Origin of the sequence: Pseudovibrio sp. M1P-2-3 (assembly GCF_031501865.1) — a bacterium.
GTDB lineage: Bacteria > Pseudomonadota > Alphaproteobacteria > Rhizobiales > Stappiaceae > Pseudovibrio > Pseudovibrio corallicola.
Map to the genome: position 1 here is coordinate 262,681 of NZ_JARRCW010000001.1, position 14,609 is coordinate 277,289.

Genomic DNA, 14,609 nt, shown 5'->3' on the forward strand with positions numbered 1-14,609 from the left:
TGTGAATGCTAGCTGAATTCGCTCGCGGGGCTAGCTGCTAGATTTGGGAGTGTCTTGAAGCTTAAGCTACGCGAATATTACCCAAGTGAACACGAATAGTTGAGGGCTGTGAAAGGATCGTTGAGGTTAAATGGAGCGCTGTTCAGTTGATAAAACTGCCGAAACCTTGCACTAATAAAACACAGATTTTCATTTACGAAGGCGACACAAACCCATGTCTGCAAATAAACTGCTTCTGCTTCCCGGTGACGGCATTGGCCCCGAAATCATGGAGGAAGTGAAAAAAGTCATTTCCTGGTTCAATGAGCGCGGTGGAGCCTCCTTTGAATATGATGAAGGGCTTGTGGGCGGAAGTGCCTATGATGCCCATGGTGTTTCTATTTCCGAAGAAGATATGACCAAAGCCGCCGCGGCGGATGCTGTGATATTTGGCGCTGTTGGTGGGCCAAAATGGGATGATGTGCCCTATGAGGTGCGCCCTGAGGCTGGTTTGCTGCGCCTGCGCAAAGATCTTGGTTTGTTTGCAAACCTGCGGCCGGCCATTTGTTATCCGGCTCTTGCGGATGCATCGTCTCTCAAGAAGGACATTATCGAAGGGCTGGATATCCTGATCGTTCGCGAATTGACGGGCGGTGTGTATTTCGGTGAGCCAAAAACGATTACCGAGCTGGAAAACGGCCAGAAGCGCGCGGTTGATACGCAGGTTTACGACACCTATGAGATCGAACGCATTGCAGGTGTTGCCTTTGACCTTGCCCGTACTCGCGGCAACAAAGTCACCTCCATGGAAAAGCGCAATGTCATGAAGTCCGGTGTTCTTTGGAACGAGGTGGTGAGCGCTACCCATGAGGCTGAATACAAAGACGTTGAACTGGAGCATATGCTTGCTGATGCTGGCGGTATGCAGCTGGTGCGCTGGCCAAAGCAGTTTGATGTGATTGTGACTGACAACCTGTTCGGGGATATGCTTTCAGATGTTGCTGCAATGCTGACCGGCTCGCTGGGTATGCTGCCATCTGCTTCTTTAGGTGCGCCTGATGCAGCAAGCGGCAAACGCAAGGCGCTTTATGAACCAGTGCATGGCTCTGCCCCGGATATCGCGGGAACGGGCGCTGCAAACCCGATCGCCATGATCGCCTCGTTTGCAATGGCGCTGCGTTATTCCTTCCAGATGATTGAAGAGGCTGACTTGCTTGAAAAGGCTGTCTCCGTTGCACTGGACAAAGGCCTGCGGACCAAGGATATCGCCGGTGAAGGCGAAGCAACAGTGACTACAGCGCAGATGGGTGATGCCATTGTTGCCGAGCTGAGTGCGCTGGCTGCGTAACCGCAAACACAAAGGGTATAGCACTGTTGCTGTGCCCTTTTATGGGTATGCGAGGATCAACAGTTGAACTCGCTATGCTCCTGCTGCATAAGGCTTGCTAATTTCGAATTTTAAGCGGTGAGATGTGTTAAGGACATACTTCACCGCTTTAATTTTTTGTTTCGTGTGTATCTTTTAGAAGCCCTGTGGGCACATTGTAAAAGGTACACTGTAATGGGAAAGCCTGAGCTGATGGATGAACGTCTAATACCTTTTCTGGGCATGTGGATTCTGGACCCTGACCAGTCTCACTATGAACAGGGAGAAGTGCCTCTGGGTGGAAGCTTGAAGATCGCCGAAAAGGATGGCGAGGTTGGCTTTTTTATGAAAACCGTTGAAGGGGCCGGAGATACGCTTGAGGCGAATTTTTCGGGTATTCCAGATGGTATCGACCGCCCGATGCCCCCGAACTCCTTCGCAGATACTCTCTCTTTGGTGTTTGATGACAGCCACACCTTGACTTCAGAGGCCAAGAAAAACGGACTGGTGATCATGAGCGCCAAGCGCCAGATTGATGACACTGGCCAGCACCTCGTTGTAGAGCAGACCGTTCACTTGCTTGATGTGGGCTCCTTCACCAACGAGGCGGTATACGTACGGGCCAATTAAAGCCATCAGGTGCTTTCTTGAAGCACCTTACGGTGTTTTCGTCTGTTGTCTTTACGTGCAAATGAGGGAGGGTGATCTAGTTGAATGCCGGATGATAAGCCACTTCGCCTTCAGGCAGGTCTTTTTCGAAAGCTAGCATCATGAAATACTCCTGTGGAACATCTGCAAGGTAAAGTCGCCTATCGGGTTTGAACCCGAATTTTTGATAGTAGTCAGGGTCGCCCAGCACAACCACGCCGGAGGCCCCGTCATTTCGCAGGATTTCCAATCCCTTCCTGATAAGCTTGGCACCAACTCCTTTGGTTCGGTGAAGGTAGGCAACCGCAACGGGGCCTAGGCCGAACCAGTCCAGATCCTGTCCGTTTATTGTGACGGGAGAAAAGGCAACGTGCCCGATGATCTGGCCGTCCTGTTCGGCAACCAGAGACAAGGTTAACGCTTTGTGGGAACGCAGCTGTTCCAGAATTTCGGGCTCTGTTGGCGGTGTGCCGGGCTCGCGATGAGGGTTATCCTCAAATGCTTCATAAACAAGATCTCGAATTTCTGTATGATCTTTAGGGTGTTCCACTCGGATTATCATAGGGTGCCTAGCTTCTTTTATGGCTATTTGTGGCAAGTGTACCCTAAAAGTAGCCGTAGTAGCGACCGCAGATTATGACGGAGCTCCAAGAAAAAAGAGAGATGAAACCTGCCCAGCGGAAACGGGAGATGGTGCCGCGGGAATCTACTTTGGGCAGGTATCGCCATGCTGTTACAAACCTGAGTGTAATTGCGTTGATCAGGGCGAGGATGAGAAAACCTGCCTTGGCCCAGAAAATGGGCGAATCTACGTAAACTTTTGCTTTGACAGCCAACAGAAAAACACCGCTTGCAATTGCAAGAATTCCACCCGCCAGAGCAACGCGTACCAGAACGCGGGCAAGCTCATAAAGCGGGATGGAGCGCCAGAGCCCCATCATTCTCAGGTCCAGAGGAACCAGAGCGCCAAACAATATTGCCATGCCAAAAAGGTGTAGAATGTTTATCAGCGGATAGAACCAGTCATAGGTTCTAAAAAGGTCCGTTATAAAGGACGCCTGCAACTGGCTGGCAAGGCCAACCACGTAATTGAATAGATCCGGCACGTTTTCTACTTTATTTTTAAAGGGCATTCATGTTGGGGGTGTAATGTCTCACAGGCACAAGGCCTAAGTGAAGTGCATAAGTAGTTGTTTTCTACATTTTGTTTGTACGCCGTTCTGTCGCCAATACCTTGAAGGCATGTTGAGGAATATTCATGATTTGAATTGCGTGGGCCTTGAGTGGTTGGAAAGACTGGAGTTTGGAGCGTCTCGTGCCATGAAAAAACTCAATTTTGCTCCGATGATTGGCACAGAGCTTTGGTAAGGGAGTTGACATGAGAAAGGTGAGCGGGCAAAGAAGGGAGAACATTTTCGATGTTAGTTTGAGAGATTGTACCAATGGCCCAACTGCGGTCCAACATTGTAGAAATGATGCCAGCGTCCTTCAAAGGGATGACTGTATCTTTCGCTATGGGTACGCTTAAACGCAAAACCTCTATCACAACTACGACCAAGACGACCGCCTGACGGTACTTCTCTTTCCCGCACTCCTCCCGGGACGGAGGGGGCCAGAGAGCTCACCGGAAGCGAATGCCTCCGAAGAGTGATGGGGGGAGACGAGAAGGACGAAATTCATGGGTTTTAAAATTGCTATTGCAGGTGCAACAGGCAATGTAGGGCGCGAAGTGCTGGACATTCTCGCAGAGCGGGGTTTTCCGGCTGATGAAGTTGTAGCGCTTGCCTCCCGCCGGTCTCAGGGAACCGATATCTCTTTTGGTGATAAAACACTGCAAGTGAAAGCCATGGAGAACTACGACTTCTCTGATACGGATATCTGTATCATGTCTGCTGGTGGCTCTATCTCCAAAGAGTGGGCTCCCAAAATTGCCGCAAAGGGCTGTATTGTCATCGATAACTCCTCGGCTTGGCGTTATGATGCGGATGTGCCGCTGATCGTTCCTGAAGTGAATGCGGATGATATTACAGGCTTCACCAAGAAGAACATTATCGCCAACCCCAACTGCTCCACCGCTCAGTTGGTTGTTGCTCTGTCTCCGCTGCATGAAGCTGCTGGCATCAAGCGCATCGTTGTGTCCACGTACCAGTCCGTTTCCGGCGGCGGTAAAGACGCGATGGAAGAGCTGTTCAACCAGACACGTGCTGTGTTTGTGAGCGATCCGATCGAGCCGCAGAAGTTCCCAAAACGCATTGCCTTCAACGTCATTCCACACATCGACGAGTTCATGGAAGATGGCTACACCAAGGAAGAGTGGAAGGTTCTGGCTGAAACCAAGAAGATCCTTGATCCAAAAATCAAGGTGTCTTGTACAGCCGTTCGCGTGCCTGTGTTTGTTGGCCATTCCGAGAGTGTGAATATCGAGTTTGAAAATCCGCTCTCACCTGAGGAAGCCCGTAATATCTTGCGTGAAGCGCCCGGTTGTCTGGTTGTCGACAAGCAAGAGGATGGTGGTTACGTCACCCCCTACGAGAGTGCAGGGGAAGACGCTACATACATCTCCCGTATCCGCGAGGATGCAACTGTTGAGAACGGCCTGAACATCTGGGTTGTTTCTGACAACCTGCGCAAAGGTGCTGCCCTTAACACCGTGCAGATCGCCGAGGTTCTGGTAAACCGTGGTTTGATCGAGCCAAAGAAGGCCGCCGCTTAAAGCGCGTTCCGTTTGATTGGATTCAATCAAACGACAAGAATTCGCTTAAATATATAAAAGTTAGAGTGCGAGCGAATGAACGCAACGTGCTCTAATTCAAGTAGTCTAAAGCAGCGAGACGTTTTATTGAAACAGCTCACTGCTTTAATCTATTGTTTAGTCGCGTATCTTTGACCGAAAACCGGTATCCACTTTTCGGCGATATACTCTAAGTGAATGTAATATGGGCGTGGCTATGCAAGTGGCCACGCCTTTTTTATCTCTCATTCCCCAATGCTGCATGAACCAGATTGATGAAATAGGCGCAGCCATAGGGGGTGAGTTCGTCGTTGAAATCATAGGCCGGATTATGCAGGCTGGCGGTGTCTCCGTTTCCAGCAAAAATGAAAGCGCCCGGTCTTTCCTCCAGCATAAATGAAAAGTCCTCTGCACCCATAACAGGTTTCATCTGGTTATTCACCCTATCTGGAGACTCCGCCACTTGAGCTGCTACGGATACGGCAAGTTCTGTTTGAACCGGGTGATTGACGGTGACCGGATATCCAATCTCGTAGGTGAAGTTTGCCCGCGCATTGTGCGCCTCGCACAGGCTATTGATGACTTCTTTCATTCGGGTTTGAATGATCTCCCGAGCTTGGGGGCTCAAGGTGCGTACGGTGCCTGATAATGTTGCGCTTTCCGGAATAATATTGGTGGCCGAACCCGCTTGGAATGTGGTTATTGAAAGTACGGCGGCATCCAGAGGATCGCAAATCCGGCTTACCAGAGTTTGCAATGCCATGACGATTTGAGAGCCAATAAAAATAGGGTCAACTGCCTCATGAGGCATGGCGGCATGTCCGCCTTTTGCATGGATAGTTAAATAAAAGTCATCGGAGGAGGCCATGATCGGGCCTGAGCAGATTTCAAATTCCCCTACTGGAAGATCCGGTAAATTATGCAAAGCATAAACCTCCTCGATATGCCAGCGGGTCATCAAACCATCATCAATCATGGCTTTGGCTCCTGCCCCGCCTTCCTCCGCTGGCTGGAAAATGACCACAACGGTTCCCGAGAAGTTTCTGTTCTCTGCTAAGTACTTGGCAGTGCCCAACAGCATTGTCGTATGGCCATCATGGCCGCAGGCATGCATCTTGCCATCCACTTTGGAGATCCATTCCTTGCCTGGTATTTCCTGTAGGGGCAGGGCATCCATATCCGCCCGCAGGCCGATGACTTTACCAGCCCCGCCATTGTGACCTAAGATGGTACCAACGACCCCCGTTCTACCAATGCCGGTGGTTACATCATCCAGCCCAAAGTCTGTCAGCAGCTCGGCAACCCGCGCCGCCGTTCGGTGAGTGTCATATAATAACTCTGGGTGCTGGTGGAAGTCCCGCCGCCAAACAGTGAGTTCCTTGAGGAAGTCCGGTGAAAAATCAAAGATTGGCATAGGGCGTGCTCCTGAACCAGATGAAGATAGTTGCGGACGACTGTCTGGGCGTGTCCTCCCATATTTAAAGCACATTGCCGACCCGCTTAAAACCAGCCTTTGGAGGTTTTCGGTTTTGCAAAGAGTGCGTGCCGCTCGAACGTTGGAGCCTCACGAAACCCTCGATTGCTCGTCTTAGAGGGGGAAGACCGTGTTTTAAGGAGGCTCCAATGACAATATACAATGTGATTTTATCAAATACGTCGTCAACCGGCAGTGCGCAAAGCTGGACACTTAATCTGGAAAGCGTGCAGATTAATTCTCCTGACCTTCTGTATGGGCATAGCTATGACAGCTGCTCTTTGGATTCGGACAAGATCACCAGCGTAACGGCAATTGTGAACGGAAATGTGGCCGTGTTTGTTTACACTGCCCCCTCTTCAAGTGGTGCGGATAGTGATGGTACCAGCACATCCTCCACGAGTGGCGGCTGGAGCCAGTCCGGCAGCAATCCGAATTTTACGCTGTCACCTGATGGAAATAATTTGACCATTAGCTCCAGCAATTAGAGGGGACTTGTGAAAGCAGGGGCGTGGACGCAGAACTTTTCACGCCCCTGCTTTGCCGGGAGCCTGTGCAGGCTCCTACAATACATGGCCTCGGTGGTGGAGGTCGAAGAGAATCCAGAGACTTCCGCCGATCATAATAAAAATCAGAATTGCGGCAAAAAGCATAGTCAACATGTAATCTCCGGGCGTTGCGTGAAAAGACAGGCCCAGAAAAAAGCGCAGATGTACGACCACCTGTATGACAGCGCAGATCGCTATAATCCAGAATGTGGTCATGAGAGTGAACGAAGACATCCATACCAGACCAAACGGTATGAGCGTTAATATCATCGCGATTACGTATCCCTGAATATAGGGTTTGTTTGTATGTGTAGAGGATGACACAGGTAAAACCTCCTATATGAGACCGGGAAGGTAGACGATCGAGAAAATACCGATCCAGACGATATCCAGAAAGTGCCAGAACAGGCCCAGCCGGAACAATCGTGAGCGAACAAGCGGAGTGAGACCTTTAAACAGCATCTGGAAGATTAAAAACAAAACGCCAACCATGCCAAAGGTGACATGAAGACCGTGGGTGCCTACCAGCGTAAAAAACGAGGACATGTATCCACTTCGTGTCGGGCCGGCCCCTGCTGCAACGAGGCTGGCGAACTCCACTAGTTCCAGTGTAAGAAACCCGCCCCCCAAAATAAAGGTAGCAATGAGCCAGACACCCGCTTTGCCGATGTCATTGCGCGTGGCACAGATATAGGCAAAACCGAATGTCATGGTCGAGGTCAACAGGAACATGGTTTCCCAAAAGGCGATACCGAACTCGAAGATATCCTTATGCGTGGGACCACCTGCCGTACCAACCAGCATCACAACATAGGTTGCAAACAAGAGGGAAAAGATGATGGCATCCGTCATGAGAAAGACCCAGAAACCGAGTTCCCGATTGGAAAGCTGGTGATGCTCGAACTCTTCAATAGGTGTTTCTAGTTTTGCACTCAATTGCCTTCTCCCATTGGCTTCAAACGGCCTGCAGCAGCCAGTTGTTTCAGGCGGGCTGTCTCAAAATGTTCGACTTCTTTTGCGGAAATGATTTCTTCACGGTCATCCGCCCAGCTACGATAAAGACCGGCGCACAATGACAGGACTGTCATGAGGGCGACCAGCCACCAGATATGCCAGACGAAGGCAAACCCGAACACGAAACCAACACCACCTATGATCACGCCGAGACCGGTTTTTCGGGGCATGATAATGTCTTGGTAAACGGGTGGGGCTGTGTAGGCGTTGCCTTGTTCTTTTCGGAGGAAAAATTCATCACGATCGTGAACCTTAGGAATAACTGCGAAGTTGTACTCGGCTGGAGGTGAGGCTGTTTGCCATTCCAGCGTCCGTCCACCCCAAGGATCTCCAGTGGTGTCCTTGAGTTGTTCGCGATCTCTGAAGCTGACGCCAATCTGCACCAGAATTGCGATGATGCCGCATAAAGCAAACAGCGCGCCGATGCTTGCGATGATCAACAATGGTTGCCACTCGGCGACTTCATAGCGGGCCATACGCCGTGTCATTCCCATGAAACCGAGAACATATAGAGGCATAAAGGCCAGATAGAAGCCGATCATCCAGCACCAGAAGGAAACATTGCCCCACCATTCATTTAGTTTGAAGCCAAAGGCTTTGGGGAACCAATAGTTCATACCGGCCAGAAAGCCGAAAAGGGCTCCGGGTATAAGTACATTATGGAAGTGGGCGACAAGGAATGTGGAGTTGTGCATCATGTAATCGGCTGGGGGAATGGCCAGAAGAACGCCGGACATGCCGCCCAGAACAAAGGTCACCATGAAGCCGATGGTGTATAGCATGGAGGTGTGGAAGACTATGGAGCCCTTATAGAGAGTAAAGAGCCAATCATAAATTTTCACCCCGGTGGGTACGGCAATAATCATGGTCATAATGCCGAAGAAAGCATTCACGCTGGCGCTTGAGCCCATTGTAAAGAAATGGTGTAGCCAGACGCTGAAAGACAAGATCGTGATGCAGGCAGTGGCATAAACGAGAGATTCATAGCCGAACAGCTTTTTGCGCGAGAATGTTGCCACCACTTCGGAAAATACTCCGAAGGCTGGCAGAACGAGGATGTATACCTCCGGATGTCCCCAAATCCAGATGATATTAATGAAATTCATTATGTTGCCACCAAGCTCGTTGGTGAAGAAGTGGAAACCGAAAGTACGGTCCAGACCCAACATAATGGCAACGACGGTGAGTGCGGGGAAAGCGAAGGCTATCAAAAAGCTGGTGCAAAGGGCGGTCCAGGTGAACAAGGGCATCCGCATGAGCGTCATGCCGGGAGCCCGCATTCTCAAAATAGTAACAATGAAATTGATACCTGTGAGCGTACTACCTACACCGCTGACCAAAAGTGCCCAGATCCAATAGTCAACACCCACGCCGGGGCTGAAATAACTTCCCGAATAGGGAGGGTAACCAGTCCAGCCTGCGGTTGAGAACTTTCCGATTACCAGTGAAGCCATCACCAATGCTGCGCCCGCTGCAGTGAGCCACAGGCTAACGGAGTTCAGGAAGGGGAAGGCGACATCCCGGGCTCCGATTTGCTGCGGAACGACGATGTTGATCAAGCCAACGAGGAACGGCATGGCCATAAAGAAGATCATTATGGTGCCGTGGGATGTGAATATCTGCTCGAAGTGTGATCCGTCAAGATAGCCTTGACTTTGGTAGGAAATGGCTTGTTGGGCGCGCATCATGAGTGCATCAACAAACCCGCGCAAAAGCATGATAATCGCTAGGACGATATACATGACCCCGATGCGTTTGGCATCCACACTTGTGAGCCACTCCTGCCATAGATAGCGCCATTTTCCCAAGTAGGTGATAAGGGCGATTACAGTGACGGCTCCACCAACTGTGATGAGTGCTCCGCCAGCTGCAATGGCGCTATAGAAAGGGAGAGCATCAAATGTTAGTCTTCCAAGCATGGCTTACCTCCTTCGCAGGTGGGCTGTTGCCGAGCGCTTGGGCGCCACGAGCTGTTGTTTCCATATTTTGCGAGAATGCTATTGAAGAGTTCGGATGGGGTGCTGGAAAAGTATTCTACTTTGTTGCCGATGGAGGGCTTTTCCAGATCCGCATAAATTTCGTGGGTGAGCTGTTCGGGCATGCCTTTGACAGTTGCAACCCACTTTTCAAAATCGGCAGCATCCAGTGAAATGGCATCAAAGTACTGCAAGGGGTATCCGGTGCCACTGAACTGGGTATTGCGGCCGCGGAACTTACCGACTTCACTGGCAAGAATATTCAACTCGGTTTTCATGCCAGCCATGGCGTAAATCTGACCGCTGAGGGCGGGAATGATAAAGGAATTCATCACCGTATCGGAAGTGAGCTCGATGGTGATGGGGCGCCCTTTGGGAATGACCAGCTCATTTACAGCGCCGATGCCTTGTTCGGGATATAAAAAGAGCCACTTCCAATCGAGGGCGATAGCCTGAATGGTGATTGGTTTGGCGGTGCTTTGAAGTTTTTTGTAGGGGTCAAGCTTGTGGGTGTATTCCCACACCAGTGTTCCCAATATTACGATAATCAAGGCTGGAATTGTCCACACAACAGCCTCAATTGCAATAGAGGTCGGCATAGCGGGCCGATGTTCGCCCTTTCCGCCCTTGGCCCGGTAGCGCCAGATGAATGTGAAGGCCAGAATGTAGACTGGCAGGACGACGATCAACATGATCAGGAGGGAGATGTACATAAGGTTACGCTGTGTTTCAGCGATAGGACCTTTGGTGTCGATCATCGGGGCGTTTCCCAGGGCGCAGGACCCCAGTAAAAACAAAGTGACAACAATAACTAGTAGTTTAATGTAGTTTAATTTGTTGTTCATTTGACCAGCGCACTGTTATTTGGTTGTTGTTATCAGTATAGGTCATTTGATTTTATCATTTTGATAAGTGGCTCAGATATTTTGAAATATTTTGGGTAATCTATTGTTTTGAGTTTATTGTCTTTGCGTTATTTTTGTTTGTAATTTACTGTGTATTTATTTTCACTAAAATAGTGGAGCCGCTGAAGTGCGGAATGAATCCAGCGGCTTTTGCAGGAGTGCGCGTTACCAGTTAAGTTGGTGGGTGAGCGGTTTCCTACTGGTCATGTTAAGTTACGTTTGAAAGCAGGCTTGTGCGTTCTATGAGAAGCCTTAGGCTCTTATCCGTGCCCGTCATCCCTATCTCTATCTCTATCTCTGTCTTCATCCCTATCTCTGTCTTCGTCTCTATCCCTATGGCTATCATCAATCCGGTCGATATCCTCCTCCAACTGGCTTAACAGCAGTTGGGATGAGGGATTTTGAAGGAATGCCTTTGGCTCAGCTGTGGGCGCGTTGGACGCAACTGCCAGATTGGGCAGGGCAAAAAGAGCTATAGCGGAAAGGCTTGGGAGGATTCTCAGCTTTTTCATTATTGGTATCCTTGAAGGGTTGCTGATAGACACGCTTTGAGAGTAGGGGGGGCTGAAAATCAGCGCAAATAGCTTGTAGAGTTATGGGGTACGGAGCGTTAAGGACTGCGCGCTCTTTCGTAAATCTGGAAGCTAAAGCCGCTTGAAGTGTCACATAACTTCAGCGGCTTTACTTTGGATGTATGTGGTGTGCCGTGTTTACGGGGGCGACTGTTTTGTGTGAAACGGTGCAATGACTATTTGAAGGTAGTTTCCATGACTGAACGGCAACTCAATTTTTGCTAATGGGAGTCGCCTTGCTTGTCCCCTTTTGACTTGTGCTCACTGCTATCATGGTGATCGTCTTTCTTGTCATCATTGTCATGGCCATTACTGTCGTGCTTGTCGTCCTTATGCTCCTTGTTATCTGCCACTTGTATAAACTGGGATTGAGCAGAATTTTGTAGGGCAGCTTTCTGGTCCAGTACAAATGTAGTGGAAGCAAATGTCACGTTAGAGAGGGCAAAAAGAGCTGCTGCGGAAAGGCTTAGGAGACGGCCTGCGGTTCTCATTCCATGTATCCTTGGGGTTGTTGATAAGACACGTTATGAGAGTAGGTGAGCTGGAAACTCGAAACAAATCCCCAATGAAATTAAGAATTATAGACCCTTAACAGGAGCGGGCGTGTTTGGTGTTTTGCAGAAAATTTCCAGTAACCTTCAAAAGGCTGACATGTATCATTGCCGCGTTTTACGCAAAGTTTCATATTTCCAGCGGACGCATTGCCGCAGCAGGAAGGAAAGAATTGAAATTTTAGAAAAAATATAATATGTATACATAATATATATTATAGCCTACGGTTCCGGTTATCGGCTGTAAGGGAAGTGTGCACGCTTTATTCGGCAAAAATAGAAAGCCGGATGGGCCTATTTGAAGGGACTGGTCATCATGAGCAGTACAGCAAGTCTAATGCGCCAATGGACTGGACCGGCGCTCTTGAGCTATGGCTTTCGACCATTTTTCTTAGGGGGAGCGCTCTGGGCCTTCATTTCCGCACTCCTCTGGATACCTTTGTTGATGGGAGATATTTCCTTACCAATCGCGTGGGACCCAGTGTCATGGCATGCCCATGAGTTCCTTTATGGATACCTGCAGGCGATTGTCGCGGGCTTCTTGTTGACGGCTGTTCCCAATTGGACGGGGCGTTTACCCATCGTTGGCTGGCCTCTGGGTGTTTTGTTTCTGTGCTGGATTATTGGCCGTTTTGCCGTTCTAACTTCAGCATGGTGGTCGCCGGAAATTGTTGCCCTAGCGGACCTTATGGCTCCTGCTGCACTGGCTCTGGCCATTGCTCAGGAAATCATAAAGGGCAAAAACTGGCGGAATCTGATTGTTCTTGGCATGCTGGTTATGTTGATGTTCGGGAACTTGATATTTCACATAGAGGCCAGCAGTGGAGAGTATGCAGCGGGCGGCTATGGTCTGCGCATTGGCGTTGGAGCGGCAATTATGATGATTGTTGTAATTGGCGGGCGTATTGTTCCAAGCTTTACACGGAACTGGATGGCGAGATCCAAAATGGAAGCGCGCCCTGCTGCAATTGGCACCTATGACAAGGTTTCAATGCTAGTTTGCCTGTTCACAGTGCTGATGTGGGTTGTTCAGCCTGATAGCTTGGTGACAACCGCAGCCCTTCTTATCACAGGCGGCGTTCACACCTATCGCCTGTGGCGCTGGTGTGGCTATCTCACTGGTCGTGAGCCGCTTGTCTGGATTTTGCATGTGGGTTATGCCTTCGTTCCTCTTGGTGCACTGGCCATGGGGCTTTCCATTTTCTTTCCTGATGTAATTCCGGCAACAGCTGCCCAGCACCTTTGGATGGCTGGGGCAATTGCGACCATGACACTTGCCGTCATGACCCGCGCCACGCTGGGGCATACCGGGCAGGAGCTCACGGCTGGAGCTGGAACAGTGATCATCTACCTCACCATACTGGTCTCCGTGATCGCACGGGTTGTTGCCGGTATTGTCCCAGAGTTTAACATGCAGCTCTACAGTCTGTCCGGCGCGGCATGGTGCCTGTCTTTCGCCAGTTATGCTGTGGTCTATGGCCCTTCTTTACTGCGATATAGGAAGATGGGGTAAAACGTGGACTGGCTGGAATACATCGCGGCGTTTGGGGCCTTTTTTGTCCTGCATCAGGTGCCAACGCGGCCACCAATGAAAGCAAGGCTGGTCGCTCTTGTTGGGAGCCGTGGCTTTACGGCTCTTTATTCAGCCCTTTCCCTCGGCATTTTGTGGTGGCTGTTTGCAGCAGCACAAAGGGCTCCTTATGTGGAAATTTGGCAGTGGCAGCCGTGGCAAAACGGTGTCCCTCTTGTGGCGATGGCGCTGGTCTGTGTTCTTATTGCTCTGGCTGTGGGCAGGCCGAACCCGTTTTCTTTTGGTGGAGCACAAAACGAGCAATTTAACGTTGAAAAACCCGGCATCGTGAAGTGGATGCGCCATCCCCTTCTGGTGGCTCTGGCAATCTGGGCAACCGCCCATATGGTACCAAACGGAGATTTGGCCCATATTCTGGTGTTTGGCAGCTTTGCAGCTTTTGCCTTGTTGGGTCAGCGCTTGGTTGACCGCAAAAAGCAACGGGAAATGGGCGCTCGCTGGGGCGAGTTACGAGATGCTTTGCAAAACTCTTCTGTCTCTATAAGCAGTTCTATATTGCCAAGAGTGTCTTTGGGGTTGGGGGCTTTTGCTGGGTTGTTGTGGTTGCATCAATACCTGTTTGGGGTGTCCCCCATTGCGATCTTTATTTCCTAGAGCCGTATCTGGAGAGTTTTGCCCTTGTGCATTTGGTGGACATTGCGTCGCATGAGCTCACTCTTAATATGACTTGGGCTAAAATATACACTAGGGTTCGCAGTGATCTTCCTAGAACGGAGAAAAATAAATGCACATTGCATATACAATGGCACCGGGCCGTGGTGACATGGATCTGATTTTGGAGCAGTCCGCTGCACTTTTGGAAACAAAAGGCGTGCGTACCTGTGGTACCGTACAGATCAACAGTGACCGCGAAAACTGTCATGCCTGCGATATGGATGTGAAAGTTCTTCCCAATGGCCCTGTCATTCGAATTTCCCAGAGCCTTGGACAGGATTCGCAAGGATGCAGGCTAAACCCTTCCGCTTTGGAAGAGGCTGTTGGCTATTCTAGGAGCCGATTGGATCAAGGCGTTGATGTGCTAATCATCAATAAATTCGGAAAGCATGAAGCCGAGGGCAGGGGATTTCGAGAGTTGATCGGGGAAGCTCTTGCCATGGAGATTCCGGTTTTGGTTGGTGTGAATGAGCTGAACCTACCCGCCTTTTTGGAATACACCGCTGGTATTGCTGTAAAAGTATCTCCCGAGCCTGAAAAAATTGCTGATTGGCTGGATGGATGCCTGAAATCAGAAAAAGAGCAGGTGGCCTAGCGCAC

The 14,609-nt window shown here is 50.1% G+C and carries 16 protein-coding genes; 7 read left to right on the forward strand and 9 right to left on the reverse strand.

Annotation, left to right across the window (positions count from 1 at the left end; translation table 11 throughout):
* The first annotated feature begins 214 nt into the window (after positions 1-214).
* Both leuB and P6574_RS01245 read left to right on the forward strand, forming a co-directional pair.
* On the forward strand, positions 215-1,327 hold the full coding sequence (leuB, locus tag P6574_RS01240) for a 3-isopropylmalate dehydrogenase (protein ID WP_310618586.1): 1,113 nt from the start codon (positions 215-217) through the stop codon (positions 1,325-1,327).
* A 213-nt stretch (positions 1,328-1,540) separates the two neighbouring features.
* Positions 1,541-1,975: a hypothetical protein gene (locus tag P6574_RS01245; RefSeq protein WP_310618587.1), complete on the forward strand. Its 435-nt coding sequence runs from the start codon at positions 1,541-1,543 to the stop codon at positions 1,973-1,975.
* A gap of 76 nt (positions 1,976-2,051) precedes the next feature.
* Here P6574_RS01245 and P6574_RS01250 read toward each other — a convergent pair whose 3' ends face one another.
* Positions 2,052-2,555 (reverse strand): GNAT family N-acetyltransferase, encoded by a 504-nt coding sequence (locus P6574_RS01250; protein ID WP_310618588.1) that lies wholly within the window; start codon positions 2,553-2,555, stop codon positions 2,052-2,054.
* 43 nt (positions 2,556-2,598) lie between these two features.
* A complete protein-coding gene (locus P6574_RS01255) occupies positions 2,599-3,099 on the reverse strand; it encodes a hypothetical protein (protein WP_310618589.1) in 501 nt (166 codons plus the stop codon).
* A 572-nt stretch (positions 3,100-3,671) separates the two neighbouring features.
* Between P6574_RS01255 and P6574_RS01260 the strand changes: the two genes are divergently transcribed.
* Complete coding sequence (locus P6574_RS01260; RefSeq protein WP_310618590.1) at positions 3,672-4,706, forward strand: aspartate-semialdehyde dehydrogenase; 1,035 nt, start codon at positions 3,672-3,674, stop codon at positions 4,704-4,706.
* Between the two features lie 256 nt (positions 4,707-4,962).
* On the opposite strand, the gene P6574_RS01265 is transcribed toward P6574_RS01260, so the two are convergent.
* A complete protein-coding gene (locus P6574_RS01265; protein WP_310618591.1) occupies positions 4,963-6,138 on the reverse strand; it encodes a M20 aminoacylase family protein in 1,176 nt (391 codons plus the stop codon).
* A gap of 209 nt (positions 6,139-6,347) precedes the next feature.
* On the opposite strand from P6574_RS01265, the gene P6574_RS01270 reads away from it, so the two are divergent.
* Entirely contained in the window at positions 6,348-6,686 is a 339-nt protein-coding gene (locus tag P6574_RS01270) for a hypothetical protein (RefSeq protein WP_310618592.1), read from the forward strand.
* 75 nt (positions 6,687-6,761) lie between these two features.
* Here P6574_RS01270 and cyoD read toward each other — a convergent pair whose 3' ends face one another.
* From cyoD to P6574_RS01300, 6 genes are all read right to left on the reverse strand, one after another.
* The gene (gene cyoD / locus P6574_RS01275; protein ID WP_310618593.1) at positions 6,762-7,070 is read right to left on the reverse strand and encodes a cytochrome o ubiquinol oxidase subunit IV; all 309 of its coding nucleotides are present in this window, start codon (positions 7,068-7,070) and stop codon (positions 6,762-6,764) included.
* A gap of 12 nt (positions 7,071-7,082) precedes the next feature.
* Positions 7,083-7,682 (reverse strand): cytochrome c oxidase subunit 3, encoded by a 600-nt coding sequence (locus P6574_RS01280; RefSeq protein WP_310618594.1) that lies wholly within the window; start codon positions 7,680-7,682, stop codon positions 7,083-7,085.
* Complete coding sequence (locus tag P6574_RS01285; RefSeq protein WP_310618595.1) at positions 7,679-9,679, reverse strand: cbb3-type cytochrome c oxidase subunit I; 2,001 nt, start codon at positions 9,677-9,679, stop codon at positions 7,679-7,681. The genes P6574_RS01280 and P6574_RS01285 overlap by 4 nt, the downstream gene beginning before the upstream one ends.
* On the reverse strand, positions 9,664-10,581 hold the full coding sequence (gene cyoA, locus P6574_RS01290; RefSeq protein ID WP_310618596.1) for a ubiquinol oxidase subunit II: 918 nt from the start codon (positions 10,579-10,581) through the stop codon (positions 9,664-9,666). Before cyoA ends, P6574_RS01285 begins: the two co-directional genes overlap by 16 nt.
* A 320-nt stretch (positions 10,582-10,901) precedes the next feature.
* On the reverse strand, positions 10,902-11,153 hold the full coding sequence (locus P6574_RS01295) for a hypothetical protein (protein WP_310618597.1): 252 nt from the start codon (positions 11,151-11,153) through the stop codon (positions 10,902-10,904).
* 281 nt (positions 11,154-11,434) lie between these two features.
* Positions 11,435-11,704, reverse strand: coding sequence for a hypothetical protein (locus P6574_RS01300; RefSeq protein WP_310618598.1), 270 nt, complete (start codon positions 11,702-11,704; stop codon positions 11,435-11,437).
* Positions 11,705-12,080: 376 nt separating this feature from the next.
* Here P6574_RS01300 and P6574_RS01305 point away from each other — a divergent pair, with 376 nt between their 5' ends.
* From P6574_RS01305 to P6574_RS01315, 3 genes are all read left to right on the forward strand, one after another.
* On the forward strand, positions 12,081-13,277 hold the full coding sequence (locus P6574_RS01305; RefSeq protein WP_310618599.1) for an NnrS family protein: 1,197 nt from the start codon (positions 12,081-12,083) through the stop codon (positions 13,275-13,277).
* A gap of 3 nt (positions 13,278-13,280) precedes the next feature.
* Positions 13,281-13,949, forward strand: a complete 669-nt coding sequence (locus P6574_RS01310; RefSeq protein ID WP_310618600.1) for an NnrU family protein — start codon at positions 13,281-13,283, stop codon at positions 13,947-13,949.
* 130 nt (positions 13,950-14,079) lie between these two features.
* Positions 14,080-14,604: a DUF2478 domain-containing protein gene (locus P6574_RS01315; RefSeq protein WP_310618601.1), complete on the forward strand. Its 525-nt coding sequence runs from the start codon at positions 14,080-14,082 to the stop codon at positions 14,602-14,604.
* Positions 14,605-14,609 lie beyond the last annotated feature (5 nt).

Excerpts from the sequence above, each read along its gene's own strand:
- leuB (WP_310618586.1), top strand. The coding sequence starts at position 215 with ATGTCTGCAAATAAACTGCTTCTGCTTCCCGGTGACGGCATTGGCCCC.
- P6574_RS01245 (WP_310618587.1), top strand. The coding sequence starts at position 1,541 with ATGGGAAAGCCTGAGCTGATGGATGAACGTCTAATACCTTTTCTGGGC.
- P6574_RS01250 (WP_310618588.1), bottom strand. The coding sequence starts at position 2,555 with ATGATAATCCGAGTGGAACACCCTAAAGATCATACAGAAATTCGAGAT.
- P6574_RS01260 (WP_310618590.1), top strand. The coding sequence starts at position 3,672 with ATGGGTTTTAAAATTGCTATTGCAGGTGCAACAGGCAATGTAGGGCGC.
- P6574_RS01265 (WP_310618591.1), bottom strand. The coding sequence starts at position 6,138 with ATGCCAATCTTTGATTTTTCACCGGACTTCCTCAAGGAACTCACTGTT.
- P6574_RS01270 (WP_310618592.1), top strand. The coding sequence starts at position 6,348 with ATGACAATATACAATGTGATTTTATCAAATACGTCGTCAACCGGCAGT.
- P6574_RS01285 (WP_310618595.1), bottom strand. The coding sequence starts at position 9,679 with ATGCTTGGAAGACTAACATTTGATGCTCTCCCTTTCTATAGCGCCATT.
- cyoA (WP_310618596.1), bottom strand. The coding sequence starts at position 10,581 with ATGAACAACAAATTAAACTACATTAAACTACTAGTTATTGTTGTCACT.
- P6574_RS01295 (WP_310618597.1), bottom strand. The coding sequence starts at position 11,153 with ATGAAAAAGCTGAGAATCCTCCCAAGCCTTTCCGCTATAGCTCTTTTT.
- P6574_RS01300 (WP_310618598.1), bottom strand. The coding sequence starts at position 11,704 with ATGAGAACCGCAGGCCGTCTCCTAAGCCTTTCCGCAGCAGCTCTTTTT.
- P6574_RS01305 (WP_310618599.1), top strand. The coding sequence starts at position 12,081 with ATGAGCAGTACAGCAAGTCTAATGCGCCAATGGACTGGACCGGCGCTC.
- P6574_RS01315 (WP_310618601.1), top strand. The coding sequence starts at position 14,080 with ATGCACATTGCATATACAATGGCACCGGGCCGTGGTGACATGGATCTG.